The 14,034-nt window shown below is 32.7% G+C and carries 19 protein-coding genes; 8 read left to right on the plus strand and 11 right to left on the minus strand.

Annotated elements, in window-relative coordinates; all coding sequences use genetic code 11:
• Positions 1-141 precede the first annotated feature (141 nt).
• The 3 genes from iorA to HNP90_RS06060 are packed head-to-tail and all read left to right on the plus strand — an operon-like array spanning position 142 to position 3,819.
• Entirely contained in the window at positions 142-1,980 is a 1,839-nt protein-coding gene (gene iorA, locus HNP90_RS06050) for an indolepyruvate ferredoxin oxidoreductase subunit alpha (RefSeq protein WP_012067848.1), read from the plus strand.
• Entirely contained in the window at positions 1,977-2,585 is a 609-nt protein-coding gene (locus HNP90_RS06055; RefSeq protein ID WP_012067847.1) for an indolepyruvate oxidoreductase subunit beta, read from the plus strand. The genes iorA and HNP90_RS06055 overlap by 4 nt, the downstream gene beginning before the upstream one ends.
• Positions 2,575-3,819, plus strand: coding sequence for a phenylacetate--CoA ligase family protein (locus HNP90_RS06060; protein ID WP_012067846.1), 1,245 nt, complete (start codon positions 2,575-2,577; stop codon positions 3,817-3,819). The genes HNP90_RS06055 and HNP90_RS06060 overlap by 11 nt, the downstream gene beginning before the upstream one ends.
• A gap of 286 nt (positions 3,820-4,105) precedes the next feature.
• Here HNP90_RS06060 and HNP90_RS06065 read toward each other — a convergent pair whose 3' ends face one another.
• The 7 genes from HNP90_RS06065 to HNP90_RS06095 all read right to left on the minus strand — a co-directional run bounded on the left by HNP90_RS06065 (position 4,106) and on the right by HNP90_RS06095 (position 7,584).
• The gene (locus tag HNP90_RS06065; protein WP_012067845.1) at positions 4,106-4,561 is read right to left on the minus strand and encodes a hypothetical protein; all 456 of its coding nucleotides are present in this window, start codon (positions 4,559-4,561) and stop codon (positions 4,106-4,108) included.
• Position 4,562: 1 nt separating this feature from the next.
• A complete protein-coding gene (locus HNP90_RS06070; protein WP_012067844.1) occupies positions 4,563-5,015 on the minus strand; it encodes a methanogenesis marker 5 protein in 453 nt (150 codons plus the stop codon).
• 20 nt (positions 5,016-5,035) lie between these two features.
• On the minus strand, positions 5,036-5,419 hold the full coding sequence (locus tag HNP90_RS06075; protein ID WP_012067843.1) for a DUF2111 domain-containing protein: 384 nt from the start codon (positions 5,417-5,419) through the stop codon (positions 5,036-5,038).
• A 54-nt stretch (positions 5,420-5,473) separates the two neighbouring features.
• Positions 5,474-6,058 carry a tRNA(Phe) 7-((3-amino-3-carboxypropyl)-4-demethylwyosine(37)-N(4))-methyltransferase Taw3 gene (gene taw3 / locus HNP90_RS06080; RefSeq protein ID WP_012067842.1) on the minus strand — a complete coding sequence of 195 codons (585 nt, stop codon included), beginning with the start codon at positions 6,056-6,058 and terminating at the stop codon, positions 5,474-5,476.
• A 113-nt stretch (positions 6,059-6,171) separates the two neighbouring features.
• Positions 6,172-6,516 carry a DsrE/DsrF/TusD sulfur relay family protein gene (locus HNP90_RS06085; protein ID WP_012067841.1) on the minus strand — a complete coding sequence of 115 codons (345 nt, stop codon included), beginning with the start codon at positions 6,514-6,516 and terminating at the stop codon, positions 6,172-6,174.
• Positions 6,517-6,525: 9 nt separating this feature from the next.
• Positions 6,526-6,738, minus strand: a complete 213-nt coding sequence (locus HNP90_RS06090; RefSeq protein WP_012067840.1) for a sulfurtransferase TusA family protein — start codon at positions 6,736-6,738, stop codon at positions 6,526-6,528.
• Between the two features lie 156 nt (positions 6,739-6,894).
• Positions 6,895-7,584: an SWIM zinc finger family protein gene (locus tag HNP90_RS06095; RefSeq protein ID WP_012067839.1), complete on the minus strand. Its 690-nt coding sequence runs from the start codon at positions 7,582-7,584 to the stop codon at positions 6,895-6,897.
• A 72-nt stretch (positions 7,585-7,656) separates the two neighbouring features.
• Here HNP90_RS06095 and HNP90_RS06100 point away from each other — a divergent pair, with 72 nt between their 5' ends.
• From HNP90_RS06100 to HNP90_RS06115, 4 genes are all read left to right on the plus strand, one after another.
• Complete coding sequence (locus HNP90_RS06100; protein ID WP_012067838.1) at positions 7,657-9,369, plus strand: 2-oxoacid:acceptor oxidoreductase subunit alpha; 1,713 nt, start codon at positions 7,657-7,659, stop codon at positions 9,367-9,369.
• A 5-nt stretch (positions 9,370-9,374) separates the two neighbouring features.
• Positions 9,375-10,235 carry a thiamine pyrophosphate-dependent enzyme gene (locus tag HNP90_RS06105; protein ID WP_012067837.1) on the plus strand — a complete coding sequence of 287 codons (861 nt, stop codon included), beginning with the start codon at positions 9,375-9,377 and terminating at the stop codon, positions 10,233-10,235.
• A gap of 51 nt (positions 10,236-10,286) precedes the next feature.
• Entirely contained in the window at positions 10,287-11,045 is a 759-nt protein-coding gene (locus tag HNP90_RS06110; protein WP_012067836.1) for an N-glycosylase/DNA lyase, read from the plus strand.
• A 66-nt stretch (positions 11,046-11,111) separates the two neighbouring features.
• Entirely contained in the window at positions 11,112-11,246 is a 135-nt protein-coding gene (locus tag HNP90_RS06115; RefSeq protein ID WP_012067835.1) for a rubredoxin, read from the plus strand.
• 5 nt (positions 11,247-11,251) lie between these two features.
• On the opposite strand, the gene HNP90_RS06120 is transcribed toward HNP90_RS06115, so the two are convergent.
• From HNP90_RS06120 to HNP90_RS06135, 4 genes are all read right to left on the minus strand, one after another.
• A complete protein-coding gene (locus tag HNP90_RS06120) occupies positions 11,252-11,611 on the minus strand; it encodes a hypothetical protein (protein ID WP_012067834.1) in 360 nt (119 codons plus the stop codon).
• Between the two features lie 201 nt (positions 11,612-11,812).
• Entirely contained in the window at positions 11,813-12,193 is a 381-nt protein-coding gene (gene hypA, locus HNP90_RS06125; protein ID WP_012067833.1) for a hydrogenase maturation nickel metallochaperone HypA, read from the minus strand.
• Positions 12,193-12,654, minus strand: coding sequence for an RNA-binding domain-containing protein (locus HNP90_RS06130; protein WP_012067832.1), 462 nt, complete (start codon positions 12,652-12,654; stop codon positions 12,193-12,195). The genes hypA and HNP90_RS06130 overlap by 1 nt, the downstream gene beginning before the upstream one ends.
• 143 nt (positions 12,655-12,797) lie before the next feature.
• Entirely contained in the window at positions 12,798-13,382 is a 585-nt protein-coding gene (locus tag HNP90_RS06135; protein ID WP_012067831.1) for a 50S ribosomal protein L15e, read from the minus strand.
• 226 nt (positions 13,383-13,608) lie between these two features.
• Between HNP90_RS06135 and HNP90_RS06140 the strand changes: the two genes are divergently transcribed.
• Positions 13,609-14,025, plus strand: coding sequence for a translation initiation factor IF-2 subunit beta (locus tag HNP90_RS06140; RefSeq protein WP_012067830.1), 417 nt, complete (start codon positions 13,609-13,611; stop codon positions 14,023-14,025).
• Positions 14,026-14,034: the final 9 nt, after the last annotated feature.

Raw genomic sequence — 14,034 nt, forward strand, 5'->3', positions numbered from 1 at the left:
TTAATAAAAACTATTTTAACGAATGTTATGCCGGCAAATAACTCGATATCGAAATATTTATATTATATACTGATTAAACTTTTAAAGTCACAAGTTTTAAGGAAAAAATTATCAATTTTAAAATTAACTAGAGGGAATTTTTTGAATAATAAGCATTTTTTAATGGGAAATGAAGCGATTGCATATGGAGCAATTGCTGCAGGATTACAGTTTGCAACAGGGTATCCAGGAACTCCTTCAACAGAAGTTATGGAAACTCTGATTAAAAATGCAAAAAAATATAATTTCTATGCTGAATGGTCTACGAATGAAAAAGTAGCATTGGAAACTGCAATTGGTGCATCATTTTCAGGTGCAAGTTCCATTGTAACAATGAAACAGGTTGGCTTAAACGTTGCATCAGATCCACTGATGAGTTTAACATATCTTGGAGTAAAAGGGCCGTTAGTCCTTTTAGTAACTGATGATCCAGGACCTCATTCATCCCAAACTGAACAAGATACCCGATCTTTTGGATTATTTTCAAATATTCCAGTACTTGACCCATCAAACTCGCAGGAAGCCTACGAAATGACAAAATATGCTTTTGAAATTTCAAAAAAGTATGAAACTCCAGTATTTCTTCGAACTACGACAAGAGTTTCACACCGGTGTGATGATGTTGTACTGGATGACTTAAAACCCTCAAATGAAGATATAGAAGGATTTTCAAAAAGTTCCAGGTGGGTAATATTTCCAAAATTAGCCGCGGAAAGACATCCAATTTTAGAAAAATTGCAAGAAACACTTTCAAAAGAATTTTCAAATTCAAAATTTAATTTTAAAACAGGAACTGGAAAAATTGGCATAATAACTTCAGGAGCATCTTATCACTACGTAAATGAAGCTATCTCCAATAATAAAGACTTATTCTCAGTTTTAAAAATTGGAACACCATATCCATTCCCAGAAAAAAAAGTAATTGAATTTATAAACGATATTGAGTCGATAATAGTAGTAGAAGAACTAGATTCATATTTAGAAGATCAATTACTCCAATTATTTGGAAAATATGGTATTTCAAAGGCAGTTTACGGTAAGAAAAATAATATATTCCCTTACTGTGGAGAATACGGCATCGATATTGCAAAAGTTGGAATTAACAAAGTTCTAGATATTTTAAAAATTCAAAGAATTGAAATTCCCGAGAAACTAATCTCTAAAAATGAAATAATTCCCCTTCCAGTAAGGCCTCCAAATTTATGTGCCGGATGTATGCACAGGACTGTATTTTACGCATTTAAGGAAGTTTCAAAAGAATTAAAAAAACAAAACATTCAAACTATATTTTCCGGAGATATTGGATGCTACACGCTTGGAAATGCTCCACCTTTGGAATTAATAGATACCTGTCTTTGTATGGGTGCAGGAATTAGTATTGCTGGCGGAATTTCAAGAACTAATAAAAATTCAAAGAATGTCGCATTTATTGGGGATTCTACATTCTTCCATTCAGGAATTCCTGCAGTAATTAACGCAGTTTATAATAAAGCCGATGTTACAATTGCAGTATTGGATAACAGGACTACTGCGATGACTGGCCACCAGCCACATCCTGGAACTGGAAAAACTGCTCTTGGAGAAGCTACAAAATTGATAGATATTGAAGGAATTTTAAAAAGCTGTGGAATTGAATTTGTAAAAACTGTATCTGCAGATGATTTTTTAACCTGTAAAGAGATTTCAAGAGCAGCTATTGACTATAACGGCCCTTCTGCAGTTGTTTTCAGAGGAACTTGCGTTTCACTTGTTAAATCCACTAAAAAATGTACGATTAATAAAAATAAATGTACTGGGTGCAAGATCTGCGTTGAAAGACTTGGATGTCCTGCAATAACGTTAAATGGAGATATTCCCGAAATTATGGAAAACTGTACTGGTTGCGGACTTTGTATGGCAGTATGCCCTGTTGATGCAATAAAAGAGGTTGATGAACAATGAACTTCAGCGTAATTATTTGTGGGGTTGGAGGACAGGGTGTTGTTTTAGCATCCAGACTACTCGCAATTACTGCAATGAACTCGGGTTTTCATGTAAACACCGCTGAAACGCTTGGAATGTCCCAAAGAGAGGGTTCCGTGGTAAGTCATCTACAGTTTGGTGACGACATAAAGAGTTCATTAATTCCAGAAGGCAGTGCGGATTTAATAATTGGCCTTGAAGTTTCAGAAGTTGCAAGAAACCTCCATTTTCTTAAAAAAAATGGTAAGATAATCACAAACTCTAAAATGATTCTTCCAAGTGCAAGGTCTTCAAACGAAAAATACGATTCGGAAAAAATTATAAATTTCATTAAAGAAAAAGTTAAATCAACAATTTGTATCGATTTTTCAGAAATTGCGAAAGTTGCAGGAAATCCCAAATCAATGAATGTTTCAGTACTTGGTGCTGCATTTTATGCCGAATTTTTGCCTTTAAAATACGATAATTTTCTAAAAACAATTGAATCGGAAATTCCTGAAAAATACCGAAATATTAATTTAAATGCTGCTAAATTATCTGCAGAAACTATTTTTAACATGCAGGAGGGCCACGATGAACAGTAAAAATTCAGAAACGTTTGCATTAATTAAAAAATTACTAAAACACGTTTCAGAGGGCAGCGAATTCTACAAAACCAAATTTTCAGAAGCTAATGTATATATTAATGAAATTAACTCTCTTGAAGATTTTAAAAAAATTCCATTCACTGAAAAGGAAGAATTAAGAAATGCATACCCATTAGGCCTTCAAGCAGTTTCCGATGAAAAAATAGTTAGGATACATTCTTCATCTGGAACAACGGGAAGTCCCGTAATTATACCGTACACCCAAAAGGACGTAGATGTCTGGTCAGAAATGATGATGAGATGCTACCAGATGGCAGGAGTTACAAATACCGACAGAGTACATATAACCCCAGGATACGGGCTCTGGACTGCAGGAATTGGTTTTCAACTTGGTGCTGAACGTTTGGGTGCAATGGCAATACCGATGGGGCCAGGAAACACTGAAAAACAGCTTCAAATGATGATGGACTTAAAATCTACAGTATTAACATCTACTTCGTCTTATGCACTATTACTCGCAGAAGAAATACGAAAAAAAGGAATTCAAAATAAAATTCATTTAAAAATAGGCGTTATCGGCTCTGAAAGATGGAGCGAAAAGATGAGAAATAGAATCGAAAGCGAACTTGGAATCAAAAGCTTCGATATCTATGGATTAACTGAAATATACGGGCCAGGGATTGCGCTTGACTGCGAATACCATGAAGGAATGCACTACTGGTCAGACCATTTATTATTTGAAATCATTGATCCTGTTACTGGCGAGAATTTACCCGATGGAGAGCTTGGAGAACTTGTAATTACAACACTTACAAAAGAAGGCGCACCACTCATAAGATACAGGACAAGGGATTTAACAAGAATTATTCCTGAAAAGTGTAAATGTGGATCCCCATATCCAAGAATAGATAGAATTCTTGGAAGGGCTGATGATAGAATCAAAATAAAAGGAGTAAATATCTATCCTGGACAGATCGAAGATTTGATACAAAAAGTGCCGGGCGTAAGTAGTGAATACCAGATCGTCCTTAGCAGATTTGAAGGGAGAGATTCAATGTTATTTAGGATAGAAGTTGATGTTTCGAAAGAAGATTTCGAAGAAACTGAAACTGCACTTATAAAGGCATTTAAAACATACATCGGAATTTCACCCGACGTTGAATGTTTAAAAATTGGAGATCTTCCAAGAAGCGAAAAAAAGAGTAAAAGAGTATTTGATAACAGGGATTGATTTTTTATTTTTCTTTTAAAATTTAATTTTAGGTATTTGTAAATTATAATAACTCGGGCAAACGATACACTCCGAAAGCCAGCAAAAAAACACCAACCATGAAAAGTGCTAACCATAAATAGTAAGATTCCAGCTTAGCTTGTTTTGATATTATTTTTTTTATTAAATCCATATAGATCACTGCGATAAGTATTATTTTTGAAAAACCTAGTTTTTAAAAATATATAAAGTTTTGCAGACTGCGGGGTACCGTCCACAAAATAGTTAAAATTAAAAAATAGAATATTTAAAAGAACGACATTAATAAATTTGCAATTGAGATTTTTATGGAATTTACAAGTCCTACGCCTTCCATTCTTATTTTACCGTCTTTTAAAGCAGCTTGAGCTGAACTTAATGGATTTTCAGAGTCCAAAATTTCCCTAACAGTACCTTCATCAGTATAAACATTCATGGTTGCGTCAGTCAACGTTCCTTTTTCGAAACTTGTAATTTTACCGTTTTCAATGATTATTGAGATAATTAAATCTTCTTCACTCATTTCCACATTCAAGTTTATTCTTTCATTTGATGCAATGTTCGTTGCAAACGGAATATCTTCGAGATTTTCTGCATATTTCATTGCGATTTCTTTCATTTCAGAAAAAAGGTCGGAATTATCAGAAATTAAAACAGTTTCTGCTGATGCGGAACTTAAAATTAACGCAAAAACCATAACTATTGCAGCTTTTATTATTTTCATGTTAACCCTCGATTTTGTTTTCTAAACTTTCCAAAAATAGTACAATTTTTTTTACGACTACTTTTGCATCCTCATCATTTTCAGGATATTCAACATTCAAAACTGGCATTTCTTTTCTTCGAATAAGGTATTTCGTGAGTTCATTTGTTCTTTCACAGCCCACACAACCAAATCCAATCGGTGCATGAATCATAACTATTGCAGCTTCTGCTTCGTCGATTAATGGGCCTATTAATGACATCCTGCCACGAACTCCTGAAGGAACTTCAATTGCCGCATATTTAAGACCTTTTTTCGGGTCTTCGTCAGTAATGTTTAAAGGTGGCGTATCAATTTCAAGATCCCTTACTTTATCCCCAATTGCGTTGTTGATCATTAATGGTTTGTGACCAAATCTTTCCACCAAATCTGCCAGAATAAGGCTATTTGGGGGAAATATGAATACTTTTTTCAATGTATCACCAAAATTGATAATTATTTCGGAAATGCTTCATCAGGTAAAAACCTTGCAAGTTCTTTTCTACGAGTTATCGAATGAATTTCTTCAAATATCCCTGCAGTTAAATCTACGATCCCTATTGCAGCGATAATTTTCTCGCCGTCTTTTACTGGAACAACCACAACTGGAACTCCCGCGTATGGGCCGCAGATTGGAGTTACTTTTAAAACTTCCCCAACTTCTAAAACTTGCTTTAAAACATAACCTTCATAATTATCATCGATTAACTTTCCCTTTTCAATTCTAACTCCTGGTTTATCTTTTGAACGCATTGTTACTGGCGATTTGTTCACAAGTACGTGTATCGCATAAGCCAGTGGAAATATATCCTTAGAACTGGTGCACTTTAAATCAAGCATATTCTCACCACCTGTTTAAGAACATATGTATTTCAAAGTATTAATATTTTTTAATTAATCTTTAAGTTCGTCCAATTTTTCATAAAATCGATTTAATGATTTTCTCGCGTGTTTTAATTTCAAATTTCCTTCATCAAGCAGTATATCTAAATATTCTCGATTAACTACCATTTTTCCGTCATAAGCTATTGGTGCATCCATTTTTGCAGTCGTCAAGATTTCTACGATATATCTCTTATTAGAAATTGATTTTATTGAAGAAGCCTTTAATCCATTGTGGTATGCAAGTTCAAGGAGTTTTTTACTCGAATCTACATTCCTTGATGCGATATGTAAAATTGGGGAATTCAATACAAAAGAAATTTTTTCAAAATTTTCAGATTTTTGAGAAAGTGCTTCATCAATTTCATTGTAATTTGCATAATGGTGCCATTTTCCAAGCCATTGCGAGTGTATTTTTGGATTTTTATCCTTTGGAAACTCCATTATCCCGCATCTTCCAATACAACTGCTTGTAGTGTAGTAATCTTTAAATTCATTTATTTTGTCCACCAAATACATGACTTCAATGTCTACAAAACCATTATCAAGGGCAGCCTGAAGTTTTTTCATTGTAAATTCTTTATCGTCGTCAAACATATTTTCACTCGTTTTTAGAATATACTAAGTTTCGAAAAATAATATAAAAACTTTAACTAAATTTTAAATTGATTTAAAATAATTAAAACGATAAAAACATAAAAATAGTATGATTAAAAGTTTATTGTCTTATCTGCTTCTTTTACGAAAGCCACTAAATCGTGCATCGTTGCAAAAGTAATTCCTTCAAGAAGTTCATCTTCAGAAATTCCTCTTGCTTTTCCACATGGGCCACATGCTTTTACAACAGCCCCTGCATCTATCGAATTTTCCAAAAGTTCAGAATAGTCTGGAACCCCTGCTGGAGCTTGGCCTTTTTTAGCGACATAAACCCCATCTTCGAGTAAAAATATATTTACGTCAATTCCTTCCAAAAGGGCGGTTAATGCAAATCTTAAAGCAGAATAAGCCCTCTCTTTTCCATAAGGTGCGTCCCCAATTATTACGGTAAATTTCAAAATTCCACCTTATTTTTTTATAACTACTTTAAATCCATCTGAGCTTTCTTCGGAAGAAAGTATTTCGTGGCCTTTTTCTTCTACAAATCTTACGATATTTTGAAGAGCAGGTTTATAATCTCCTTTAACGGTTAATTCATCTCCAGAATTTAATGAATCTAATGCTTTTTTTGTTTTTAAAACAGGCATTGGACATACAGTCCCTGTAACGTCAAGTTCCATAGTATAACCTCCAGGCATATATTAGAAAAACTAATATGTTTAAAAACATAAGTTTATTTTTTATTAAAGAGCTAACTTGCTACAATTTATATTTTTAAGCAGATTATATAAATATATTTATTAATTATTCTAATAGTTCTTAAATCATTTTAAAAATTAATAATCTAATAGTTCAAAGTACTCGTAATCTAAAATGTTATCTTTTACCATCCACAACTCGCGATACTTTCTTGAAAGTTCTATTAATCTCTTCAAAATATCTTTATCCGTTTTTCCGCGCTCAAAAAGTTCATCAACTATCAAAAATAGTATTTCTTCGAGTTTTCTTCTCTCCTGAATGTATTTGATTACATCAGGGAGTATTTCAAGTAATTCTTCATTTTCTGCATTTTTTAAAAATTGGTTCCTTAAAAACGAAGTAAATGTAAATAAGTTTTTCTTTTCAATTTTTGTAAGTTCAAGCATGTTTTTTGCAGTACCCAGTAGCGTTTTTTCAGTTTTTACAAATTCATCCCATAAATTATGCTTTTCAACAATACCCTCAAAAATTTCTAAAATCTCTTCTTTATCCAATTTAGAAAAATTAAAAAATAATTTATCCCCATCTACATATTTTCCATTTTTATAAGACTCTAAAAGTGCATATGCGTGTTTACAGTTGTATTGATAAGGACAGGTACATATTCCAGTGTTTGTTTTTAAATCAACTTTTGTTATGTAACGGTCACTACCATAAACTGTTCCGTGAAGGGTATCTCCTCGTTTTATACAGTATTTCACCATATTTTTCAAAAAGTATTCTTTTCCCCGTTCTTGAACCATTTCATCGTAGATATCATTATCCATTTTATCACTAAATATAACAATGTTAAATATATTCAAATTCAAATTTATATGTGTATTCAGTGGAGGGGGAACATGAATCTTGAAAAAGAAGTTTCAATAGTCCTCGGCGGTGCTGCAGGACAGGGTATACAAACTATCGAAGAATCACTTACCAAAATATTAAAATTATCAGGATATAACGTATTTGCAACAAAAGAATACATGTCGCGGGTTAGGGGCGGAATTAACACGACTGAAATTGTAATATCGTCTGAAAAAAAGCGTTCTTTTTTAAAAAGAATAGATCTACTTGTAACTTTTAAAAAAGGTGTTTTAAACCATCTAAAAGATAGAATTTCAGATAAAACTATTATTTTGGGGGAAAAAGAAAATATCGATGAAGAATTTTTGGATAATAAAAATATTATCGATATTCCAATTCAAGAAATAAGTAAAAACATTGGAAACACTTTATTTTCAAATACCGTAGGTTCTGGAATAATTCTTGGAATTTTTGATTGTGATTTAGAGCTTTTTAATAAATATCTTGAAGATAAATTTTCTAAAAAAGGAGAAGAAATTGTAAATAAAAACTTAGAAGCTGCAAAAGAAGGATACCTACTTGGAAAAAAAATCTTAAAAGACTCAAATTTTAAAATAAATCTTGAAAAAAATGGCAAACTCAAAGATGAAATTATTTTAAGTGGTACTGAAGCTGTTGCGCTCGGTGCTGCAAAAGCAGGTTGCAATTTTGTTTCATTTTACCCAATGACTCCATCAACAGGAGTTTCCACTTTTCTTGCAGGACATTCGAAAGATCTTGGAATTATTGTTGAACAGGTTGAAGATGAAATTTCTGCAATAAATATGGCTATCGGTTCATGGTATGCGGGAGCTAGAGGGCTTGTTACAACATCGGGAGGCGGATTTTCACTGATGTGTGAAGCAGTAAGCCTTTCAGGAATGACTGAAACTCCAGTTGTAGTATATCTTGCACAAAGACCCGGTCCTTCGACAGGGCTTCCAACGAGAACTGCACAAGCGGATTTGGAGTTAGCACTTTATTCTGGACATGGCGAATTTCCCAGAATTATTTATTCACCAGGAAAAATTGAAGAAGCTTATGAAATAAGCCAGATTGCGTTTAATATGGCGGATAAATATCAAATTCCTGTATTCATACTATCTGACGAATATCTTGCAGATACATTTTACAATCTATCAGATGATGAATTAAAAACTGTAAAAAAAGAAAATCATGTTGTAAAAACTGATTTTGACTACAAAAGGTACCAATTGTCCGAAAATCCAATTTCAGAGCGAGGAATTCCAGGATTTGGTGAGGGGATTGTACTGGTATGTGGTAACGAACATGATGAATTTGGGGATATTACTGAAGATGTTGATTTAATAAATAAAATGACTAAAAAACGGAATAAGAAGTTAGATTTAATTAAAAAAGAAGCAATAGCACCGGAATTTATTGGAAATGAAGATTACAAAAACCTGATTGTTTCATGGGGTACAACATACTACCCAGTAAAAGATGCACTTGAAAAATTGAATTTAAAAGATACTGCACTTTTACATTTCAGTCAAGTTTATCCGATTTCCGATTCTGCTGAAAAATACTTAAAAAAAGCTGAGAAGATAATAAATATCGAATTAAATTATTCTGGACAGCTTGGAAGACTTTTAAAAAGGGAATTTGGAACTGAAATGAATGATAGTATTTTAAAATACGATGGCAGGGCTTTTTCGGTTGAAGAACTTACTGAAAAAATTGAAAAAGTTTTGATGGGGTGAGATTCATGGAAAAAAATCCTTTTCAAAGAACTGAAAAAATAGATATTTCCTGGTGTCCGGGATGTGGAAACTTTGCAATAAAAGCATCACTTTCAAATGCCCTGTCAAAACTGAAATTAAACCCGCAAAATGTTGCAATTGTTTCAGGAATCGGGCAGGCTGGAAAAATGCCTCACTACATAACTGTAAATGGATTTCATACATTACATGGAAGAGCGATACCTGCTGCAACTGCCGTGAAAACCACAAATCCCGAGCTTACAGTAATTGCAGAAGGTGGCGATGGCGATATGTATGCAGAAGGTGGAAATCATCTTATTCATGCTATTCGAAGAAACCCAAATATCACAGTTTTGATACATAATAATCAGATATACGGGCTTACAAAAGGACAAGCCTCCCCAACTACCCTGGTTTCAACAAAAACTCCTACTCAACCGTGGGGAGTATTTGAGGAACCTTTAAATTCGATAGCACTTGCAATTTCATTAAACGCATCTTTTGTGGCACGTACATTTTCAGGAAATATTGAAAAAACCGAAGAAATAATAATTGAAGCAATAAATCATAAGGGTTTATCTATTGTAGATATATTTCATCCCTGTCCCTCATTTAACAAAGTAAATACTCTTCAATGGTATAAAGAACATACTTATTATTTAGAAGGCCATGATGTAACGGATAGAAAAAAAGCATTTGAAAAATCGCTTGAAACTGATAAGTATCCCCTTGGAATATTTTATACTTGTGAAAAACCCGTATTTGAAGACGTTGTTCCCCCATACATCTCAGAAAAAACTCCGATATGGAAAAGAGAACCGAATTTAGAAAAAATTGAAGAAATAATGAATTCAAAAAGAACTTAATAATAAATAGATTAGTGGTTTAACCAAATATTAAAAATCTTTGTGAAAATTATGGAAAATTTAGAAAAAATAAACGAACTTGTCGAAATATTTGGGCATTTTGACGTGGAATTTGCTAAAAACATGGAAGAAAAAATGGATACACAATATCTGGTTCTTCAGAATCTAAAATATTCAATGGATAACGATGAAATGTTTATAAAACTCGTGATTTTAAATTCAATAGTAAGCTACCAGCTTTGCACTACTGGGGAGCTCTGGTGGGGTGAATTTTCAGAATATTGGTCAAAAAATGAAGTTAATAATGATAATTTAGGGGAAAAATACATTAATTTTCTCAAAAATTCAAAGGGAAACAGACGACTTTTAAACGTAAAAATAAAAAGGATTGAAAAAGTTATCCCGTTTCTTGAAACGATAAATCTTCTGGATTTTAAAAATTACTATGTAACTATGGAAGAACTGCTTGAAAAACTATCAAAATGCTTAAACTCGAAAAAAAATGCAAAAACCATTGTCTTTGCACTAAAAATGTTTGGTTATTCTTCAAGAATCGTATTTAATGAATTTATTCCCTACCCGATGGAGATTGAAATTCCAAAAGATTCAAGAATTGAAAAATACACCCTCAAATTTACAGATAAAGACCCGATAAAATTTTGGAATAATATTTCTAAAATTACAAAAATTCCGCCATTACATATAGATTCGATAATTTGGCCAGTTCTTGGGAAAAAATTTGATTTTGAATCATGTAACGGAAAAATTGGTAAAAAATCAAAATATTTATTCAAATTACTTGAATTTTGATAGTATTATAAAATTATATAAATAAGTGTTTTCAAAATTAAATCTATGGGAAAAGGAGGTAGTTTTATGTCAGTTTGGAAATGCACAGTCTGCGGATACGAATACGATGAAGAAAAAGAGGGGAAAAAGTTCTCAGAATTGCCTGATACCTGGACATGCCCCCTTTGTGGTGCTAAAAAATCTGCATTCGTAGAATTATAAAAAATTTAAGCTTTATTACTTTTTTTAATGTATTTTATGTATTTTGCAGCATCTTTTATTCTTGCCTCAAGGTGCGGAACATCCATAATTTCGAATTTATTGTATTTATCGTGCAGGTGGAATCTCAAAGATATCATCGACATTGTGTGTGCTATATCTTCGTCATCGAGATTCATCGAAACCACATCGATTCTATTGAGTAATTCACAAACTAAACTTTTAGCCCTGTCTAAATCCTCATCATCAAGATTCATTGAATAGATGTCCAGTTCTTCCATTATCTCGTGAACTGGCTTTTCAGGATTTTCGAGAAGCGATTTGACGATATTGTTCGAAAGTTCTTTTAATTTAATTTCTTTTTTCATTTTGTACACCGGAACAGATGGAAAACTTGGCTTTTTACAGATTTTTATTTAAGATATTTTTTAAAATACCTTCTTCACTTTGAAGTAACAGAATATTAATCTTTGCATTTTTAAAATACCCAATTTCAACAAATAACATTATTTAAAAGATACTATATAAACGTTAAAACACGGATCATGTCAAAAACTATAAAAAAAGAATTATTCTTCGTCATCAAATTCGATTGTCGCATTTACTATGTTAAATTCTTTTCCGCCTTTCAATTTAACATTTCTCGATTCACATTTTGGACATATTACTTCGAGTTCATCTTTTGTATCCAAATCTCCTTCGAATTCACAGTCCATACAGAAAATTTTTGGTTTTACCATCTCTGCTTTTAATTCTGCGCCCTTACATACAGTATCTTCTGAAATAACTTCGAAAACAAACTGTAACTGATCGACACTTAACAAAGTAAGTTCCCCAATTTCCAGATTAATGTCATTTACTTTTATAACCTTTCTACCGAGTGCTTCTTGTTGTTCAACTGCTTCGAGTATCGCATTTAATACTGACGTTGCATAAGAGAGTTCGTGCATTAAAAAACACCTTGTTTATCGAGTCTTTCCAAAACCATTTCTTTTACTTTTTCTTCTTTTCCACTTGGAACAAAAATCTTGAAGTTTACAACGATTCTTACAGTATCGTCCCCATCTGAAAGTTTACACTCTTCAAGATATGCTTTTTGTTTATCAAATCTTAAATAAAGTTTATTTTTCTCGATTCTACTATCCATTTCACTTTTTAATCGATTTACGTTTCTTTCGTCGCTTTTTATCAAATCAATGATATAATTGAATACCATTTTTGCCTTTTTTCCAGAAATTTTAACGGTGTGAATCTCAATAGGATTTCCAAAATTTCCTTCTGTTTCAACTGTCTCGGTTTCTAAATCGTCTTCTTCGATTATTTCAGGTAAAAAGAAAACCATTGCATCAAGAACTTTTTCTTCGTCTTCGGTTGCGTTTGCAATCGTTGATATTGATATATTATTTACCATAACTATCCCATCTGATTTTAAATTTAAACAAAATATTGTAAAACAGGTTTAAATAAACTTTGAAATTTTTGAAATAATCTGAAAAAAACTAAAAAAATAAAATAGAAAAATTAGTTAAAAGAATTAAAATAAAGGAAAATTAATTATTTCGCTTTTTTGCTGTTAGCTCTGACACTTGGCCTTACTTTTTCAGTACCTTTTCCTTTGTACATTAATCCTCTTCCTTTTTTACCAGCTGAGGTTAAACCTCTGGTTGCTCTACCTTTGTGGGTTCCTTTGCAGAGCCAGTTGTAGGATTTGTCGCTTTTGATTGACGGATGGCATGAATCAACTAAGATTACTTCGTACCATTTTTGTTTTCCATCTTGTCCTACCCAGTAAGAGTTTAATACTTCCAAGTTAGGGTATTTTTTAGCTGCTCTTTCTTCAGCAATTCTTTGAATGGATTTTGCCATTGTAATTTTGTTGATACCTAATGTTGAAGGTTTTTTGGAGTGTTTTGGTCTTGGTTTTCTTAAACCTCCTCTTCTAACACTAACTCTTACAACAACAATTCCTTGTTTTGCTTTGTATCCTAAGTTTCTAGCCCTATCAATTCTTGTAGGTCTTTCAACTCTAATAACTGAAGGTTCTTTTCTCCAGTCTTGCATTCTTGACCATTGTAACTCTTTAACGTATGAGTTAGCAGGTACTTTCCATGCTTCTTTCACGTAGTTGTACATACTCATGGTATCACTTGTTTCGTCGATTTCTGTTTATGGGTTCAGCTTAATGCTACATGCCCTACGGGAATTCACCCGTCACTAAACTACTAGTATAACCTAGTCTTAACACCATGTATCGTGACAACTATATTAATTTAACGGCAAGTATATAAACAATGGACTAGAGAACAAGTTTAGAACTTGTACACTTTTTTACGATATTAGTTTCTAATTTAAATTTGGTGAAAACATGGTCGACTACTTCGATTACAACAGTTTATTGACAAGAGCGCGAGAACAACTTCCAGAAGAAGTATTCAAAGACGTAAGGTTTGAAATTCCATCTGCAGATAGTTTTGTAGAAGGAAACAGGACCATTATTAAAAACTTCAAAGATATTGCAAAATTCATGGAAAGGGACCCACAAGAATTTGCAAAATACGTAATGAAAGAACTCGGTACTGCAGGGGACATGGAAGGTGTCAGATTAATCTTGCAGGGTAAATTTGGATGGAGAATGGTAAACGAAAAAATCCAAAATTACGTAAATGAATACGTACTCTGTCCAGAATGTGGAAAACCAGACACAAAAATCGTAAAAGAAGGAAGAATACACTTCTTGAAATGTACCGCTTGTGGTGCAATGAAACCAGTTAAGACATTATAAGTACTCTTT

This window comes from Methanococcus maripaludis, from assembly GCF_013760955.1.
Taxonomy (GTDB): Archaea; AGJL01; Methanococci; order Methanococcales; family Methanococcaceae; genus Methanococcus; species Methanococcus maripaludis_A.

Excerpts from the sequence above, each read along its gene's own strand:
- HNP90_RS06065 (WP_012067845.1), bottom strand. The coding sequence starts at position 4,561 with ATGAAAATAATAAAAGCTGCAATAGTTATGGTTTTTGCGTTAATTTTA.
- HNP90_RS06135 (WP_012067831.1), bottom strand. The coding sequence starts at position 13,382 with ATGAGTATGTACAACTACGTGAAAGAAGCATGGAAAGTACCTGCTAAC.
- HNP90_RS06055 (WP_012067847.1), top strand. The coding sequence starts at position 1,977 with ATGAACTTCAGCGTAATTATTTGTGGGGTTGGAGGACAGGGTGTTGTT.
- HNP90_RS06090 (WP_012067840.1), bottom strand. The coding sequence starts at position 6,738 with ATGGAACTTGACGTTACAGGGACTGTATGTCCAATGCCTGTTTTAAAA.
- taw3 (WP_012067842.1), bottom strand. The coding sequence starts at position 6,058 with ATGTTTGACGACGATAAAGAATTTACAATGAAAAAACTTCAGGCTGCC.
- HNP90_RS06095 (WP_012067839.1), bottom strand. The coding sequence starts at position 7,584 with ATGGATAATGATATCTACGATGAAATGGTTCAAGAACGGGGAAAAGAA.
- HNP90_RS06115 (WP_012067835.1), top strand. The coding sequence starts at position 11,112 with ATGTCAGTTTGGAAATGCACAGTCTGCGGATACGAATACGATGAAGAA.
- hypA (WP_012067833.1), bottom strand. The coding sequence starts at position 12,193 with ATGCACGAACTCTCTTATGCAACGTCAGTATTAAATGCGATACTCGAA.
- HNP90_RS06120 (WP_012067834.1), bottom strand. The coding sequence starts at position 11,611 with ATGAAAAAAGAAATTAAATTAAAAGAACTTTCGAACAATATCGTCAAA.
- HNP90_RS06075 (WP_012067843.1), bottom strand. The coding sequence starts at position 5,419 with ATGCTTGATTTAAAGTGCACCAGTTCTAAGGATATATTTCCACTGGCT.
- HNP90_RS06130 (WP_012067832.1), bottom strand. The coding sequence starts at position 12,654 with ATGGTAAATAATATATCAATATCAACGATTGCAAACGCAACCGAAGAC.
- HNP90_RS06105 (WP_012067837.1), top strand. The coding sequence starts at position 9,375 with ATGGAAAAAAATCCTTTTCAAAGAACTGAAAAAATAGATATTTCCTGG.
- HNP90_RS06110 (WP_012067836.1), top strand. The coding sequence starts at position 10,287 with ATGGAAAATTTAGAAAAAATAAACGAACTTGTCGAAATATTTGGGCAT.
- HNP90_RS06100 (WP_012067838.1), top strand. The coding sequence starts at position 7,657 with ATGAATCTTGAAAAAGAAGTTTCAATAGTCCTCGGCGGTGCTGCAGGA.
- HNP90_RS06060 (WP_012067846.1), top strand. The coding sequence starts at position 2,575 with ATGAACAGTAAAAATTCAGAAACGTTTGCATTAATTAAAAAATTACTA.
- HNP90_RS06140 (WP_012067830.1), top strand. The coding sequence starts at position 13,609 with ATGGTCGACTACTTCGATTACAACAGTTTATTGACAAGAGCGCGAGAA.